Here is an 18,377-nt window from a genome sequence, read left to right on the forward strand (position 1 = left end):
AGGCTACCCATTTTTTAGCTCCTGGTACCGATCTGCCAGGTGATAAATCTCTTTATTGAATTCCGCAAAGGCATTTTCCCAGGCCGCCGCCCCCTCTGGGGTATAGGCATACAGTCCCCGGGCCTCCTGGGTTCCCCGGGCTTTGTTTCGGACGATTTGCTGCATTATTTCCGGGACTTCCGATGCATTCCCCAATTCAGGAAACAAACGACTAAAGGTTTCCAGAAAATCTTCCAGTCCCAACTGATCCATCCGTTCGAACAGGCCCATAAAGCTCATCCAGGACCCCGCATCGTAGCGAAACGCCTTATCCGCATCCTCCATGGTAGTTTCGCCGGCTGCTACTAAGGTAAATAATTCCCGGTAAACGGCATACATCAGGCGGTTGGTGACGAAGCCACGGATGTCCTTTTGCAGAAATGTCGGCTCCTTGCCCCAACAATGTGCCAGGTCCACTACCCAGGAAGCCACGGAATCCCGGGTTTGCCTACCCCGGGTGATTTCCATAAACCGGGTCAGGTAGGCCGGCTCCGCCCAATGAATGCCAAGAAACCTCCCGGGATCCGGAACCAGCTCCTGTAGTAAGCTCACCGGAATGGCGGAGGTATTGCTGGAAATGACCGCCTGCTCTCGGGTATGGGCGCTGATTTTTTCGTAGACGGCCGCTTTGATGGCTTTGTCCTCCACTACACATTCCTGCACCAGGCTGCAGTTTTTCAATATTTTAAAATCCTCCGAAAGTGTCATGCGGTTTAAATAATACTCCGGGGAATGCTGCAATAATCCCGACCCAGCCGCATGTTGCAGCAGTTGCCGGATAGTTTTTCTGGCTGCTGTCAGCTCGTTTTTTAACGGGGCCACCGCCCGAACCGGATGACCGGCAATGGTCAGCGCCACAGCGATGCTACTTCCCATAAGCCCCAACCCTACCACACCGGCTTCAAGCCCGGCCAACTCTCGTTCATGTATCATTAATCCCAGTTCGTTCAATAAAAATTTACAATTAAAACCCGGACAGCAGCCAACCTGCTGATCTGCCCCTTTGGCATGTAGTCAAAATTATCAGGATCCCTGTATTCTCACTATTCATATTATCTATAATCATGGTACTATCTTTCATGGGTCGGGAGCGGTAGCGGATATAGGGTACCGAATGTTCCGAAATTCACTGTAAAGCATCATTTTTGGCTTTTAAATGAAATAAGATGCCCTGAATCTGGGACATTCTTCTCTCCTGGTTGGGTTCCTGCTCAGAAGAAATGGCTTTGGGAAGAAAGGAGGCGACTCAGCCCCTGCTGGAATGCGCATTGAAAATCAGCAGTTTGGGTAAAAGTGAGGACCATTTGCTTGGGGCATTTTTTGCAAACTTCACTAAAAAGGTGATGGGTGGAATATCCTGAACTGTTATTATTCTTTATATTTATGGTACTATTTTTCATCAGGTATCCCTTTCACTTTTATCTCATCATACTTTAAATTATATTAATAAGAAAAATTGGAGGATCACATGAAATCGGGCATGACGAGAACGTCACAGGTAGTGATGATTATAAAGCATGCGAGATTACACCTGACCTCTGAAAAAAATACAAACAGATGAAATCGATAGAAGTTAGATTGCCACAGGATTTCGACAAGTCCTTTATCGTCTTTAAGGAAAAGGGACAATATTTTCCTTGCCCCTGGCATTACCATCCGGAATACGAACTGGTGCTGATACTGAAAAGTCAGGGACGACGGATGGTGGGAGACCATATTGGGTATTTTCAGGAAGGGGATCTGGTTTGCATGGGTCCCTATTTGCCTCATGTTTGGGTCAACGAGCCCTCCTTTGTTAATGGCACCGCTGACTATGAGGCAGAGGCCATTGTGATCCATTTTCAGGAAGATTTCCTTGGAGAAGATTTTCTGAAAATCCCGGAAATGGAGACGCTGCGAAATTTCCTGAAGCTGGCCAATCGGGGCATGGCGCTTCAGGGCAGAACCAAAGCCCGGATCAACGCCCTAATGGAAGAAATGATCCATATGAATGGTATTCAGCGCTTGTCCAGTTTGCTCTCCATTTTTGACATCCTGTCGCAAACCCGGGAATACGAACTGTTGGCCAGTCCCGGCTACCTGGACCAGGTGGACCCGCAGGGATCGGACCGGCTGGATAAAATCAAGGCCTATATCCATAAAAATTTCGACCGGGATATTTCTCTACCAGAAGTGGCGTCCATGGCCAATATGGCTGTGACCACGTTTTGCAATTTTTTCAAGGAACAATACCGCATTACCTTTGTGGAATACCTGCATTCCGTCCGTCTGGGGCATGCCTGCAAATTGCTTTCGGAAACGGATATGAATATCGTGGAAGTAGCTTTTGAATGTGGGTTTAACAATCTGGCGAACTTTAACCGGCAATTCAAAAAGTATAAAAAAATGACGCCCACGCATTTTCGGAAAATGGTCAACATGCAAGAGGTGGCGTGATTGTTCTTAATTGAGGATTAGAGGTGAGCATTTAGTTAAAAGAGTATAAAAGCTCAATTTTGGTTAAAGCCGGGGGTATGAATTTCTATTTTTTGGAATGGGCTATTTCCTATTGGGTGTTTTTTTTCAATTGCCTACTGCTTTAGCTGTAGGCAATATGGAATGTAACAGCATACCTGGCTTTAGCCAAACCGTTTATCCCAAAAGACTAAAAATCCCAATTTCACCATAAATGCTCCGCCTCTCACGTGGAATGGATACAGGATAATGAAATGATTTCATTCACTTATGACCACCCTAACAAACCCCATTTCATCATCCCTGTTCTGAAACACCCACAACATCCCGTCCTTGACAAAATATTTAGCAGAGGGGTTGGTATTAAGCTCAGGAATTGGTGTTTCACTTAGCAGATTGAATTCCATGTCAAAAACACTGAGAAATACATCGATATTAGTTGTTTCATGGAGCAACCTTCTCTCTCTTTTTTCCTCACCAAAAGTACGTGAGGAAGAAAGCCTATAATATCTTTCATTTTGCGGATCCAAAACCAAGGGGCCAAAACTTACTTGTTCGTGATAAGATTCCAGGGCATTGATCCGGTCCTCAATTGAATTTATAACGTCACCTTCGGTAGCTATTGTTATCTTGCTTGGTGTGTGTTGGGAGGAATAGGTCACTTGTTGAAGTTCATCGTATTCCGGAGAATACACATAAAAATCATTGGAAAACTCATGGGATACGATCAGCTCATCCTGTTGACTGGTTATAAAGACCCGGGGATCCCATTTATTATAAGTTGTCAGATCTCCAAGTGTGTATTTTTTATAATTCCCATTAGGATCAATTTCAAATGTGGAAATAAGGGTGTCAGCTATGTTTAGCTTTTTTAATGAAATCCTATTTGTCGAATGGTCAGTAACCAATCCAAAGGCGAGGTGATCAAAGCTGGGATTTGCCATTTGCTGGTATACATTTTCTTTGTCATCCATTCCTCCCTGCGCGAGGGAAATATTATTCCAATCAAATTTTTTCACCAGCCTACCTTCTAAATTAAAATGGCCCCCATATTGCCCTGCCAGGAACAATTTTCCATTTCCCATACTTTTGAGCGAAGAGATCCATGAACCGGTGCCATCCGGGCCTTCTTTTTGAAGCGGATATTTGTCCACGAGTTCCAGCCGGTCCAGATCTATCTTTTCAATGCTGTGGTCAAATTCGCTGTAGTTATACAGAAACTCATCTTCCTGACAGTAATCCGAGACCTGCAATAGGTATTCCAAGTACAAAATCTCCCCCATGGAATCTACTACCACGGAATCAACACTGTAAACAATTGATTCTACGCTAGCGGAGTCTTGCGATTTTCCACAGGAAAAACTTATAGTAAGTATAATGGCAAGGAAAGTTCTGTTGATCATTGGATTTAAAGGTGTATATAATAAAAGTAAAGCAACATTCCCTAAACCTATTCATTTTAAGCACATAATGGAAGTAAAATGATTTAGTTTAACCATTTTTAACCCCAAATCATGGACAGATAAAGTGGAATGGGCTAAAGCCACATTCCTATTGAGGTAGGTTCAAATTGCGGGAGTCTGGAAATTTATTAATAAGCCAAAATCCCTCTGCTATTTTTGGAATCATTCCCTTTGAATCAATTGCCTACTGCTTTAGCTGTAGGCAAAATGGAATGTGTCAGCATCATTGGCTTTAGCCAAAACGTTATCCCCAAACCCTAAAATCCAAATTTACAGTTCAACTCGTGAATTGGGCAATTACCTATTGAAGGGGCTAATGATTTGCTGGTGTTCTTCCCAGCAATTTTGGCTAAAGCCAGGGGATTGGAGATCCATAATTAGGAATGGGCTAAAGCCCAATTCTATTGAGGGTTGTTCGATTAAAGATAGATCCATTATGATTCGGAACCAGCAATCGGATAATTGTCCACATCCCTGGCTTTAGCCAAATCTGGAATACCCTACACTTGTCCTACCATAAATTTGGGCTAAAGCCCAGGACATTGGATTGCTATATTTTTGAATGGGCTAAAGCCCCATTCCTATTGAGGGGGGGGGTGGATTTCGGGATGTCCGAATATATATTCATAAACCAAAACCCTTCTGAAATTTCAGAATCTTTCCCCTTGAATCAATCGCCTGCTGCTTTAGCGGTAGGCAATCCGGAATGTAACAGCATACCTGGCTTTAGCCAAACCATTTATCCGGCCATTCAAATTTTTTCCCCGGGAAGCTTTGGATACCTTCGAATTACCTGCCTTTTAATAGAAGGAAAAAAATCACGGCTTCCTATTTTAAAATTAATCATTAAGTCCTTAATTTAGCACCTAGTTTACAACCTAGGAAAGCGACCTGGTTCCAAACCTCGAATTTTTATGGATTGGGAATCTTGACAGACTTTTTGATTGGTGAACAATTATTTTTAGTCATTATTAACTTTTATACAAATGAAAAAAACAGCTTGGTTGGCCTTGATAGCAATAGGTGTCATGGCATGTGAGGGAGGTGATTTTTCGGATGTCCCAGCACTGGTCGATGAAGAGGAACCGGAAGAAGAAATTGAACCTGAAATCCCAGAAGAAAAGCCCTTTGAAGGCATGACCCTCTCCTCTGTCGGTGGCGGAGCGATCAACTATGGTGTGAGGGATATGCTGTTTTTCGAAGAGCAATTAATCGTATCCGGGGAATTTTCTCAAATTAATGGCATGGGTGCGGATTATGTGGGTGCCTATGATGGTAACCAATGGAAGAAAATGGGCCGCGGCTTACCCAACCTGACCCCTACCTTACTGGTTCACGAGGGAGTTCTTTATGCTGGCGGCCATTTTATGCACGCAAAACAAGATGAGGCGCTGCATTTGGTAAAATGGAATGGCAATGGTTGGGAGGAAGTGGGTGAAGGACTCAATCTCCCCGTTAACACATTGGGGGTCTACCAGGGCAGCCTGATTGTTGGTGGAGATTTTACCATTGCCGGAATTGGGAGTCAGGACATTCCTACCAGGCACATCGGCAGTTGGAATGGTGAACGATGGCGCATGTTGGGCAGCGGACTGGATGGCCCCGCACATACACAAATCCTGTACAGGGGAGAATTGGTGGTAGCCGGAGATTTTACTACTGCCGGAGGAGAAAGTGCCAGAAGTATCGCAACCTGGAATGGTGACAGATGGAGCAACTTCGGAGCAGGAATCGACGGTCAGGTGTTTGATTTGGCGGTATATAAAGATGAGTTATACGCCACCGGTATTTTCAACACCGCCGGGGGTATGCTGGCAAACCACATTGCCAAATGGAACGGCTCTGAATGGATAGCTCTGGGTTTGGGACTTAACATGACCGACCCATCTTCTTCCACCTTTGATTTGGCTGGCAGGGACTTGTGTGTGATCGGGGACCAGCTATGGGCCGGGGGTGCCTTTAATTCCGCAGGCGGAGAATCTACCGAAAATATCGCCATCTGGGATGGTGAAAGTTGGCATGGAACCGTTCCCGGACCCAATAACCGGGTGGATAAAATCTATTTCCACGAAGAAGTAATTTATCTCGGCGGGTATTTCAACCATTATGATGAGGCTGGGTTTGTGGCCATTTGCAAGATTGAAAAGTGATGTGTTCGGTTGGATTTTATCATCCGGTCAGTGAAACCTGAAAGCAAACAAATCAGCATCTTTCAGGTACACCCGCATACGGATCGGTTTTCCAGATAACTCCGAGACATCACTGCTGCCATTCCAATACACCTCCCTGGAAATTTCATTACCGATTACCGGCTGGGCTTCCTCCATGGAATAGCCCGGAATTTTGTTTCCATTTTCATCCAACAGTTCTATTCTGATTTCACCGGCAGCAGAGGTGGAATAATTGAGTTCCAGCTTTTCGCCCTTAAATATAAAGGATTTGGTAAGCATTTCCCCACCTTCATATCCGGCCGACAAAGAAGCAAATCCATCCAGACGCAGGGCATAACGGCGCAGGTGGGCAGATGGTTGGGCATAATCCTGATTCACATAAATGGACATTTCGGTCTCTCCGGTTTGCACCACATTCAATGCGGGGTAGTTGGACCGCGACACCCAGTTCTGCAAACCGATGCCTGGCCGGATAAAGGACTCCATAAATTGCCGGTCATAATGGTTACCTCCCCTTGACGACATCAGGATGACATCGGAGCAGTCGTTGTAATAGTTGGGATTCACTCCTAATTTTTCGGCTTCCGCATCCGAAACCACCTTTCGGTCGGGCATGAAACGGGCACCGATGGCCAGGTAAATATGGGGAGCCCGAAAATAGGGACTGGTCTGCTGCGTATACAGGTGTTCATAAGGGGTATTCCCGAAGCCCATCGGCTCTGGATCTGTCCAATGGATAAAATCCTCAGAAGTGGTTCGGCTTACCGAGCGGAACCCTTTGTACCCCTTACCGGTCCAGGAGCGGAAATAACAGACATATACCTGTTCTTCTTCCGACCAAAAGGATACATTCTGAGAATCAAATACTCCCTGGGTAAACACGGCTTCCTCCTGGACTTTCTTCCAGTTTTTCCCGTCTGCCGAGGTGAAGGCAACCAGGCCACTTTTGGAAGTGCCACCCAGTGCCTTGAACTTTTCATTTGGTTTGGCGGCCGGATTGCTGTCCAGAAAGGGGCTGAAATTGTGGGTGATGGGAGCGGCATTGGCCAATATTACATTGTTGTCTTTGCTTCCTTCTATTTCATAAATACCCAGGACGGGCTTTTCCCAGTGTATGCCATCCGTTGATTCGGCATAGCAGGTCACTTCGGCGCTATTTCCATCTTTGCCAGCCGTGGGAACACCCCTGTAATAAGCTCTGAAAAAGCCATCCTTCTCAATAATGGTCACATAGGCAGAGAATGCGCCTTCCCATGGCTTGTCAAAATCCAGTACCTTTCCCCTATCTTCGGGATGGTGCAGGGTAACCCTTGCCTTGTCAAGGGTTTCGATCAGGTATTGGTCCACAAATAGCTCTCTGTCGCTACCTATTTGCAAGGGTTCAGCCTTTTGGCCAAATGCTTCCGAGGAGGCAAATGCCAGAATAATCAAGGTATGGGATAGGTATTTTTTCATCATAAATAAAGGTCTTTTGGGTCATATTCGGGCTACTAACCTTTACAAATACCCCTGTACTCATTGCCATAATTCATTAAGCATAATAAACTTACCTAAAATTCTATTAGAGTACCAGCTATGTGCCGGGTTCCGTTTTCTTTATTAAAGTAATAAGTTACCAGGGCATGGCGATCATCAAGAACCACTGCCCAGGGATAACCGATGTCTCCGTTGCCGCCATCCTCTCTTAGAATAATTTCTTCGGCTGTGGCGAAATCGGTACATTCCGGGTTTAAGATCCTTGCCCTGATCCCATAGGGCTCGTGCCGGTACCCATAGACCAAAAGTACACGGTTATCTGGCAACCTTGTTGCCTGCAGGGGATGCCCCTGAAAACCCATAGACTGCCATTGTCCAAAGCTTTTCCCTCCATCGGTAGACCTCGCAATAACGGCCTGATCTTCGAAATTAGCGGTACGGATAAATGCCACCAGATCCCCTTTGGGGGTTTCGTAGATAGAAGCTTCATTAAATAACACCTCCTCGTCCCTGGCAACGGTGGACAGGTGCTCCCAATTTTTCCCCTTATCGTCGGAAACCAGTAAGTAATTGGAGGTTCGGCGGGGGCTTATCCGGTCATTGGCAGCCACTATCCAATAGATCCGTCCGTTTTTCCCTTCGTACATGGCTCCCCTGTTGTAAGCGGGGATGGGATTTCCCATTGGATCCACATGGACCTCCGGCTCGATATGTGGCGGATAAATGGGTCCGGCCCATTGGCTTCCCCCATCTATGGAGCGTAGCAGGTATCCCCCCAGAAAAACGGACCCATTGCGGTTTTGAAAGTGGGGTTCGGGAATGCTTTCCAGGCCATCCTCTTGCAAAAAGGCCCAGCCGTAACTCGCACAAAGCAGCGTACCATCCCGAAGCCGCAACAAACAGGGATCCTGTGAACCCCCAAAATCGTGGGCATAAATCAATTCCGGTTCCCCTTCCCAGGTAATCCCGTCCTTGGAGCTCATGCTCACCAAATAACTGTTGGGATCCACATGGCTGTTACCATCTTCACTAAAGACTACCCGTCGGTCCGGAGCACGGCGAAAGGCAATGAGAAATTCTCCGTCTGCTTTCCTCACAATAGATGGAAAAGTGGCGTAGTAATTGGAATCCTGGTAGATGACCAGATCCCGGATCTTGGTTGCAGGTAAGTTGTTTTCACTAGAGGAAGGCTGCTGAGCAAAGGCCGACAAGGCAACCAATAATAGGATCAGGGTTGGGGAAATTTTCTTTCTCATAATGCTATTTAATTAGTCATAATACTTAATAAAGGAGGAAAAGGCCATTTCCTTATCCTTATGGGTATGAAACCAGAAGCAAGACACAGCCGCATCCTATAGCCAGATGCGGGTCGTTTTGAGTCGACTATACCCCTTTATTTCCGGAGCGACTTCAGTGGGATTTTTGACAGGTAAAGACTGGTCTTTTCCTCGTGACTGGAATAATACACCAGCCACAGGTTGTTCTTGTGGTACAGCATTCCAGGATAACTGGTATCCCCCCCGCTGGGAAATTCAATCGTCTTTTCAATATTACCATCCCGATCAGTACGGTGAAGGACGGTTTTGGCACCGGTATCCCGGTAATCCCGGGTACCGATCAACAAATTGTTTTTCCCAAAAAATAAAAAATTGGGACCTCCCAGTCGTACCGGAAGTTTGGTATAGTTCCAATTGGTGTAAGGGTACTCACTTTTGGCCAGTACTCCCATTTTATCTGCAGTTTCCCTTCTTACCAGTACATAAAGCTGATCGTTTTCGTCAAACCGAAGCGTGGATTCATTTGGGTTCCCTGCCGTTTCAATTTGCGAAACTGTTTCAAACCGAAGTCCGTCCCGTGTGCTTAGGAGATGGGTTTCCCAGCCTTCTTCTTTAATGGTGTACATTACTCCATAGCCTATTCCCTTATGCCAGGTCAGGCTCCAAATCCAGTCCAAACCTGGTTCCATGGTTAATTCGGGCCGTTGCAGGGAGGAATAATTGACGCCTTCCTCATCCGAAAAAGCCACCATGGGATAAAGTTCCTTGTAGCCTTGGTCGTAAATGCCCACAGCGGTCAACACCATGATTTTTCCCTCGGGTGTTACAGACAGCCGGGCTTCACGAACGTCCATGCCTTCTTTTTCCAGCAAGCCTACACTTTCCCATTCCTCCCCATCTTTGGAACGGATGATTCGGATCCTGCCGCTATTATCCGGCATATGGTTATTCCCTTCCCGAACGGATACATAAAACATTCCGCGAAACCGGATCATGTCCGGAAAGGCATTATGGGGTGCTTCGTCCCATATTTTTGTTACTGTGGGTGTTTCATCGTCCTGTGCAAAGCCAGCTATGAGGCTTAGTCCAATCAGGGTCAGGGTCAAAAATAGATGTTTCATAGTTGTTTCGTGTAGACTATTCTTATTCAATACTAAAAAAACCGGGGAGAATTCCCTCAAGTTGCTTTCTTTTTTCCATGGCCAGCTCTAACGGTATTCCCTGATAAGGCCAACGCAGCCGGGTACCTATCCTCCCCCAGCCTCCGATGGCAGCCAGAAACTTATCCACCGCGGTATCGGAATACCCTTCTTTTTGGATTAGGGGAAAGATGGCCTCCCGGAAAAAGAGGCTAATTTTAGCTTCCCACTCTATTGCTTCCGGAAGGTTTGCTTTTATCATCCGATACCATTTTAGAGCAGCCTTTGGATGCAGGCAGGCAATATTGGAATACGACCCTTTGGCCCCAAGCTGCATACCGGTTGTCAGCAGGTGACCGGGAATAAAATGGGAAAAGGGTTGCGGAAGGGAGCTCATTTCTCTGTACCAGCTTTCATCCCCACCGGCTGTTTTGCATCCCACGATGGGAAATCCCTCTAACAAAAGATTCCGATATTCCTCCGGTCTCAATCGCTTTTTTGCATGTGGGGGATTGTAAAGTACCAGACCAACAGGATCTGCTGCAAGGGCTATTTTTTCTACATAACGGAACAATTCTACCGTATTGGGAGCCACCCAGTCGGGTAAAATGATCTGCAATGCTCCCGGGTGCAATGATTTTGCTCGTTTTACCCGCTCTAGGGAGGCAATTGGTGTCGGATGGGCACAGCCCAATTGAAAGGGAATCCCCTTTAATTCCGCGGCAGCAGCCACCTTTTCACTAAGGGTATCAAATTCCGATTCGCTCTGGTTATAAAATTCCCCTGCAGTGCCATTGGTATAGATACCGTGAAGCCCCGTCTCCATCAAGAGAGCGATTTCCTCGTCCAGCAGGCCCCAATCGATGGATTCATTTTCCTGAACTGGAAGCAGCACCGTACCCCAAACACCCACAATTTCGTCCGCACCAAGTGGTTTCATGTGTTTTTAATTTGCTTTTCAAAGGCCAAAACTTGTCCCGTACCGAAGATCGGGATCGCGTGTCCCGACTTTCGGGAGAATCACGCATGCTTTATAATCATTGCGAAGTTGGACGTTTTCTTCGTGCTCAATTTCAGCGGCCAATTATGGCTTTTTCCAAATAACCGTACCCATGTGATACCGGTCGTGTATCGTATTTCCGTTGGAATAATAAGCCGTCATGATGCTGCCATCGGGTAGCTGAACGCTGGAAGGGTAGCCACAATCGCGGCTTTTCAAGTCATCCACTACCAGGTATTCCTCCGACCAGGTTTTACCTTGATCCGAGCTGAATTTGACCGCGACTCCAAATTCACCAGGTATTCGATTGCCATAAGTCAGTAGCAAGTCTCCATTTTCCAAAGCGGTAATGTGCCCTGGATGCTGGTTTTCTTCCGTTAATTGTCGAAGGTATTGCCAATTGGCACCGTCGTCCTCGCTGATAAATAAATCCATGGCTGCTCCTGCTTTCCACCTTCTTGCCGCGGCAATCCAGGTTTTGGGTCCAGTTTGATAAAATGCTGTTTCGTTATGCCCCCCCGCAAAAGCGGTGGGACCGCTGGCATCGCTGATATGGGATACCCAGTTCCAGGATTTACCCTGATCATCACTTTTAAATAGGGATACCTTGTTGACCTCCTTGTCCAGTGATTGAGCGTAAGCAAGTACCCTCAGGCTGCCGTCCAGGGCTTCCAAAACATCCCCAAAAGGAATGAATTCGGTCATACCTTCTTGGGCTTTCGGAAAGCCATTTTTATAAGTTTTCCATTTCTTACCTCCATCGTTCGAGATAGAAATCCAGGCACGCAATACGCGCACCAAGTCCATCCGTTCATCTTCGGTTTTACCGGGTTTTAATTCCCAACCCGACGCGACGACCACTAACTCCCCTTTTGCATTTTTTCCTGCCGCCACGTTCATGCGGTTGGTTCCTTTATCATGTGCTACCGCCACCCCTGACTTTTTCCAGAAAAGCCCTCCATCGGTGGTAGACCATACTTCCACACTCCCTTCTTTTCGCGCGTGGCTGGGCTGGTTAAATATACTTGCATGGATGCTACCATCATCCAATTTTGTCAAATTGGGCCAGGCACAAACGTTGTCAATAGACACCAATCGCTGAAGAACTTCGACAGTTTTCTTTTCCTTTGGCAAGGGGTCTCCCTTTTCAATGGCAGGTTGCCCCAGCAAATAGGATGCTGCCAGAGAAATAGTTACTAACCAAGTGTGAATCATTTGTTATCGGTTTCGTATTTGAAAATGTTAAAATTAATATCCGGGATTTTGTTCTACCAGAGGTTCCTGACTCAACACGGAATTGGAAATCGGGAAAAGCAATAAATGATCTTCACCTACCCTGTCCTGAAGCGCCGGAACCAATTCAAATGCTTTACCAAAACGTACCAGGTCCCACCATCTTTTGCCTTCGTGAACTAATTCGAGCAAGCGTTCCTTCAGGATGGCTTCATCATTGGCTTCTCTGCCCATATCTTCAAATTCCCTACCGGCAAATTGATCCCCATAGGCTCTTTGCCTGATTTGGTTGATTTCTGGAGAAGGATCCATTCCAAGGGCGTTTTTGGCTTCCGCTTTCATTAATAATACGTCTGCGTAGCGGTACAGAATGGGGTCACTCAAAAATACCCGGTTTCCTCCAATAATAGTACCCGGGAATTTTTGCTGAATATTGGTGAGGTAATCCCTGCCTCCCTCTTCGTTGATTGTGTAAATCTCAAAAAACGAAGCGTCTCTTCTGGAATCTTCTTCTTCAAATTGATTTCGGACTAAATCGGAGGTCACCATCAATCCTTGTCCTCCTCCAATGGGAAAGATCTTTTCCCTGGTTTCCTGGTCTATGTTGCTAGGAACGCCAGCCCCTATAATCCACATAAACCAGAGGTAATTTCCGGGTTCCAGATCCTGGTGCCTGATACTCATGATAATTTCCTCATTTCCTTTGTTATCAAAAGCAAATACGTCTTGAAAATCATCCAAAAGCGCCACATCGGCCTGGTCCACTTCATTCAATGCTTCCAAGGCGGTCTGCAGGTCTTCGTTTCCTCCATTCATTCGTTTCGCTGTCCATAGATAGACTTCTCCTTTCAGCGCATTCGTGGCAGGTTTAGACCATACGGATCGACCGATGGAAAACTCCTGATCCGGAAACAACTGTAGGGCTGCTTCCAAATCGGATTTAATCAATTGAAACACCTGAGATTGAGGGGATCTTTCCCTTTGCGTAACATCGGCACCAAAGCCTTCGGTGGGCTCTTCCCGGATAATCAAGTCTCCCCAAGTTCGAGTCATAACGAAATAGAGGTAGGCCCGCATAGCATGTGCCTGAGCCAACATCTCGTCTTTTTTAGCCTGGGAGGAGAAGGTGATTTCCGGTCCATACTTTAAAATCAAGTTTGCAGTATTAATCACCCGGTAAAAACCACTCCAATCCGGGTGCCCGGGAGTATCGGCATTCATTTGATTCCGGTGTAGGATAAAAACTCCCTCTCCGAATAGACCTGGAGATAAAATTTCACTTCGATGCTCTCCCAGTTGGTGCAAGCCCTGCGAAAGACTTCTCAATTCCACATACATTCCCATCAGGGCTCCCTCAGCATCGTTTTCTGATCTCCAAAAGGAATTGGTGGTAATCACACTAGTAGGATCTACTTCCAGGGTTTCGGTACATCCCCATCCAATCAAAAGGATAAGGCTACTTAGAATATATTTTTTTATTCGATTCATGGCTGTTTCGATTGAGTTTAAAAGGTGATATTGGCTCCGAAAATGTAATTTTTTGGAATAGCATACCTTCCGTCATCCCTTCCTCCTTCTTCCGGATTCAATCCTTTGTATCCAGTAAAGTAATGCAGGTTATTGGCGGTAATATTGAACTTTAGGCTGGATATAGATAGCCTCTGAAGGATGTTCGCTGGCAAGGAATAGCTCAGGGTCAGTTCCCGGATCGCCAGAAAATCTCCCGATTCGAAATAGACTGAGTTTCCAGAGGACGCGGTACCATTGAAATTGTTCCGCTGTATACGTTCTCCACCCCAGTAAAACCGGGAATATTGGGCGATATCTCCCTGTTCCATCCAGGAATTATCCACCTTGTCCTGTGTCATGTTGTTGTCTCCAAAGAGATTTGTATCTACGAACATCTTGGCCCAATTGAAGATAGTATGCCCGGTGGTATAATCCATGCGGACGTAGAGATTTAGGTTGCCATAGCTGATAGAATTAGTGATACCACCGGTCCAAACCGGGAATTCCTGGCCCATGTAAACCTGATCCCGGCTGTCAATGATTCCGTTTCCATCCAGGTCTTGCCAGTTGGTATCCCCTCCATATTTGGTTTTATCTGCCGAAACGATGTAATTGTCTGTTGGGGCAGTGCTGGCAGCTTCATCGGTTGGGTAGATACTCAACTGGTTTCTGCTATACATTTCTCCAAGCCTTCCACCTTCCTGAAGTCCACCTTTCCAAACATAATCCTCCATCGCTGAATCCCAAACCAGCACCCCGCCGACACGGTTATTTTCGACACCATTGGGTGGCAGCTTCAGAATTTTGTTTTTCACCTTGGACGCATTCAGGGACAAATTCCAAGTAACGCGGCTGCTTTCCGGCAGCAAGTTGGCCCCCATCTCTAGCTCAAATCCTTTGTTTTCCAAGCTTCCCAAATTGGTCAGCACACTGGAAAATCCGGTGGACTGAGGTAGCGGCAGGCTGGTAATCAAATTGTCAGTAACCCTCCGGTATACATCCACAATAAGGTTTATTCTTTGGTTGAACAAACTAATATCCGCGCCAATGTCAATGGTTCGGGACTGTTCCCATTGGAGATTGGGGTTGGGGATCACTGTGTTTTGGATGGCAGAGATACCGGCATATCTGGTTCCCACCCCATAAGCGCCCTGGGCCGAAAAGTCTCCTAAACCGCCAATATTTCCATTTTCACCATAACTGGCCCGAATCTTCATCCTTAGCAGGTTATCGGTAAAGGCATTTTGCCAGAAATCCTCTCGATGCAGGTTCCAACCAGCGGAAATCCCCGGGAAAAAGCCCCATTTATTATCCACTCCCAGGTTGGAAGCGCCATCGTATCGCATGTTAAGTGACAACAGGTATTTTTGTCCAAGATCATAATTTACACGGGCAAAATACCCCAATATTACCTGATCGGTGATGCTACTATTTACTCCGGTGGGCTCAGTTGCTGCATTCAAGGTAGGAATCAAATCAGTCGAAGCCCCCCTGCCCGAGGCGCTTAGGGAGGCGATATTCCGATCATAGTAGGCAAAACCCAGCTTTGCATCTACGTTATGATCCTGACCGAAGGTCTTTCCATACGAAAACACCAAATCAGCCTGGCGCTGCCTCCATTGGTAATTAGAGGCGCTTGCATTTCGGGTATCCACGAAATTAAGCGGTCCATTCAGAAATCCCGGTTGAAAATTATAGCTATCATTATTGACATTATACATGGACAATTGGGGATCAAAGGATAACCCCGGCAAAATATCCCAATGGGCACCCACGGTATACGTAGATTTTTCTTCGGTACTTTCTGCCACCCTATTATTTAGAAAATAAAGAGGGTTCCCAATATTTGCTGCTGTTCCAGGAGCAAGGGTACCGTCTTCAAAGTAGATCTTAGCTGTAGGCGCCAGACCTGCCGAGCGATAAAAAGTGACGGCTGTGGATTGTCCGGTAGTATTGGTAGTATTGTATGTATATAAGACCCTGCCAAAAAAACTTAGGTTGTCCTTCACCTGAATGTCTCCGTTCAAGTTAAAGGTCAACCGATCGTAATTGGTGGTAATGACGGTGCCTTCGTTGGAAAGGTATCCGAGCCCTGCATTGAAAGTAGCTTTTTCGGTTCCTCCCTGTACTCCAACATGGTGATTCTGGGATACCCCAGTTTGGTAAATCAAGGATTGGATATCATTGTCCTGAAATATCAGAGTTCGGGAGGGGTCAATCGGATCAGGCATACTTTCCCAACCTTCATTGAGCTTGTATTCATTTTCAGGAGTAAGGTACTGGGTTGTAAATGCTGTATTATTGGAAAGGTCATTCCCGGTTCCAAATCCGTTTGGTAGGCCTAACCGGGCCGTTTCGTCCGGGAATTTTTCGGGACGTATATGCCCCAGACGGTATAAGGTCAGGTAGTCCCGGGCATCGGCCATTTCATAGAGTTTGCCCGGATCAGATAAGGTGAGATCATATCGATAGGTCACCCTAGATTGACCGGATTTCCCAGATTTGGTGGTAATTATGACGACTCCATTGGACCCTCTGGCTCCATAGATGGATGTGGCAGCAGCGTCTTTTAGTACCTGCATGGACGCAATATCATCGGCAGATATGTCATCCATGTCCGGTCGAATTACCCCATCCACAATAAAGAGCGGGGCCGCTCCATTGGGATTATTGATAGATGTCCCTCCCCGGACAATGATTCTGGGAGCAGCTCCGGGTTGGCCGGAGGTACTTTGCACCCTCACTCCGGAGACGGAACCTTGCAGAGCAGATGCCGCATTGGGAAAAGGAACACTTTCCAAGACCTTTTCATCTACTTTCGTAATGGAGGTGGTAAGCGTTTCCCTGGATTGTTCCCCATACCCAATCACCACTACTTCCTCCATATCCGAAAGCGAAGGTGATAGCGTGATGTTTAATATGCTGGAATTTCCTACTACCACTTCCTGGGTAGCAAAACCAATAAAAGAAAACACGAGTACGTTGCTGCCTTCGGGAAGTGTGATTGCAAATTTCCCGTCAATATCTGTGATGGTTCCAGCGGAGGTTCCCTTGACAAGAACATTGACCCCGGGTATGGATTGCCCGCTTTCATCGGTAACCTCCCCCGTCACTTGCCGGCCATTTTGGGAAAACCCTTTATGGCTGGCACCAAGCAGGACCAAAACCAGCAGCAGCATTCCCAAATGCCGCAGAGATTGTATGGATATTTTCATAGGATAAAGATTAAAATGACACAATAACATTTACCTATCAAAGGTATTATTGGATCGATATCGGCTCTTCTACTTTCTTTTAGAAAAACAATACGATATTACAGGATCAAAGGAGGCATGCCCATTGACACAAATTTAGTTTGGTAGTGGCTCTTTCCATACGGCTTTCCTTTTACCACACCTGCTCTGAAAAACCCAATCCTAAAAGTCGGGCCAGGGCAGATTATCAGTATCAAATCTGCCAAACTATTTGCAAATATTTCTTAATTCTCAATAGATAGCAGCTCCCTCAAAAACTTCCAACGGTGGGAATCATAACTTTTTCCTCAAGTTTTGTCGAAATGCGGATTAATACTTGGAAAATTACCAAGTAGATGCTTTTTTCCAGCGGTATTTTACTTACTAAAAAAACAAGTATTTCTCTGGCTAGAAAGTGACTTCCTATCTTGCTGCCATTTTTAATCCTTTCTAAACCTAAAAAATAATAGTACTTGTAAAGAGACGTAAAGCATCCCCTTTCATTTGAAAAAAATCAAATGTATTTGTTGGTCTACATGTACTGGACCGTCTATTCCATCTCCTTCCTGAGGATAAATTTGGCTTTTACCAATTGATTTTTTACCGTGTTTTTTGAAATCATTAGAATATCGGCTATTTCATTGTAGGACTTCTTTTCGAAGTAATTCATTTCCAGAATTTTTCTCCTTTTTGGGGATAAACCTTCAATGATGCTTTCCATTTTAGTCAACTGCTCCTCTTTTACCTGGCTACAGTCGTCTTCTTCCTGGTAAATTCGTTCCCAGAATTTTTCCTTCAAACTATTGTTTTTATTCAATGCCTTCAGGTAATCGAAAATCTCGTTTTTGACCGAGGTAAACACGTAAGAATTAAAATTCAATTCCGGCCGGATTTTACTCCTGCGCTTGAGAATTTTCATAAATACTTCATGGTAAATGTTTTCCGCCTCCTGCTCATCTTTGATAATGGAAACACTGAAACGAATCACAGGTACCCTGTAATATTGGTAAATCTTTTCGAAGGCCTTGCGGTCCCCATTCCGAAAACCATCCAGTAATTTTTTGTCAGGTTGTTCCATATCCCAAGTATTTAAATGATAATAAACTGTTTGGCAGACACAAAACACATAATCTTCGTGAATGTGCATCCTATTTTTTTATGAATATCAAGGTTTAAATTGGTAAAATCTGCGCAAATCACGTATATTAATCTTCATTTTGCGAAAATGACGATTGCATTAAGAATTGAAAATGAAGTGTTTAACAATTCCATGATAAAAAAATAATCGAATGATTGATAAGACGGTTTTAAAAAGTGGCTTTTATTAAAATTGTGTTAAATATTCCCAGGATTTCTGATTTTAAAGTAAACTAAGGTTTTTTT

12 protein-coding genes are annotated in these 18,377 nt (G+C 45.5%); 2 read left to right on the forward strand and 10 right to left on the reverse strand.

Annotated elements, in window-relative coordinates; genetic code table 11:
- Positions 1 to 3: 3 nt before the first annotated feature.
- The gene (locus GKS34_RS18250) at positions 4 to 972 is read right to left on the reverse strand and encodes a 3-hydroxyacyl-CoA dehydrogenase family protein (protein ID WP_163386424.1); all 969 of its coding nucleotides are present in this window, start codon (positions 970 to 972) and stop codon (positions 4 to 6) included.
- Positions 973 to 1,596: 624 nt separating this feature from the next.
- Here GKS34_RS18250 and GKS34_RS18255 point away from each other — a divergent pair.
- Entirely contained in the window at positions 1,597 to 2,475 is an 879-nt protein-coding gene (locus tag GKS34_RS18255; RefSeq protein ID WP_163386425.1) for an AraC family transcriptional regulator, read from the forward strand.
- Positions 2,476 to 2,753: 278 nt separating this feature from the next.
- Here GKS34_RS18255 and GKS34_RS18260 read toward each other — a convergent pair whose 3' ends face one another.
- Complete coding sequence (locus GKS34_RS18260) at positions 2,754 to 3,896, reverse strand: DUF4221 family protein (protein WP_163386426.1); 1,143 nt, start codon at positions 3,894 to 3,896, stop codon at positions 2,754 to 2,756.
- A gap of 1,046 nt (positions 3,897 to 4,942) precedes the next feature.
- Between GKS34_RS18260 and GKS34_RS18265 the strand changes: the two genes are divergently transcribed.
- On the forward strand, positions 4,943 to 6,106 hold the full coding sequence (locus GKS34_RS18265; protein WP_163386427.1) for a hypothetical protein: 1,164 nt from the start codon (positions 4,943 to 4,945) through the stop codon (positions 6,104 to 6,106).
- 27 nt (positions 6,107 to 6,133) lie between these two features.
- Here GKS34_RS18265 and GKS34_RS18270 read toward each other — a convergent pair whose 3' ends face one another.
- From GKS34_RS18270 to GKS34_RS18305, 8 genes are all read right to left on the reverse strand, one after another.
- On the reverse strand, positions 6,134 to 7,585 hold the full coding sequence (locus GKS34_RS18270; protein ID WP_163386428.1) for a hypothetical protein: 1,452 nt from the start codon (positions 7,583 to 7,585) through the stop codon (positions 6,134 to 6,136).
- A 92-nt stretch (positions 7,586 to 7,677) separates the two neighbouring features.
- Positions 7,678 to 8,859, reverse strand: coding sequence for a sialidase family protein (locus tag GKS34_RS18275; protein ID WP_163386429.1), 1,182 nt, complete (start codon positions 8,857 to 8,859; stop codon positions 7,678 to 7,680).
- A gap of 137 nt (positions 8,860 to 8,996) precedes the next feature.
- Complete coding sequence (locus GKS34_RS18280) at positions 8,997 to 10,001, reverse strand: hypothetical protein (protein WP_163386430.1); 1,005 nt, start codon at positions 9,999 to 10,001, stop codon at positions 8,997 to 8,999.
- A 22-nt stretch (positions 10,002 to 10,023) separates the two neighbouring features.
- Positions 10,024 to 10,959: a dihydrodipicolinate synthase family protein gene (locus tag GKS34_RS18285; protein ID WP_163386431.1), complete on the reverse strand. Its 936-nt coding sequence runs from the start codon at positions 10,957 to 10,959 to the stop codon at positions 10,024 to 10,026.
- A gap of 144 nt (positions 10,960 to 11,103) precedes the next feature.
- Entirely contained in the window at positions 11,104 to 12,234 is a 1,131-nt protein-coding gene (locus GKS34_RS18290) for a sialidase family protein (protein WP_163386432.1), read from the reverse strand.
- A gap of 33 nt (positions 12,235 to 12,267) precedes the next feature.
- Entirely contained in the window at positions 12,268 to 13,740 is a 1,473-nt protein-coding gene (locus tag GKS34_RS18295) for a RagB/SusD family nutrient uptake outer membrane protein (protein ID WP_163386433.1), read from the reverse strand.
- 17 nt (positions 13,741 to 13,757) lie between these two features.
- Positions 13,758 to 16,976, reverse strand: a complete 3,219-nt coding sequence (locus GKS34_RS18300; RefSeq protein WP_163386434.1) for a SusC/RagA family TonB-linked outer membrane protein — start codon at positions 16,974 to 16,976, stop codon at positions 13,758 to 13,760.
- A gap of 568 nt (positions 16,977 to 17,544) precedes the next feature.
- Positions 17,545 to 18,072, reverse strand: a complete 528-nt coding sequence (locus tag GKS34_RS18305) for an RNA polymerase sigma factor (protein WP_163386435.1) — start codon at positions 18,070 to 18,072, stop codon at positions 17,545 to 17,547.
- Between the last annotated feature and the right edge of the window lie 305 nt (positions 18,073 to 18,377).

The sequence above is a fragment of the Cyclobacterium jeungdonense genome (assembly GCF_010994275.1).
In the GTDB taxonomy this organism is placed as follows: Bacteria; Bacteroidota; Bacteroidia; order Cytophagales; family Cyclobacteriaceae; genus Cyclobacterium; species Cyclobacterium jeungdonense.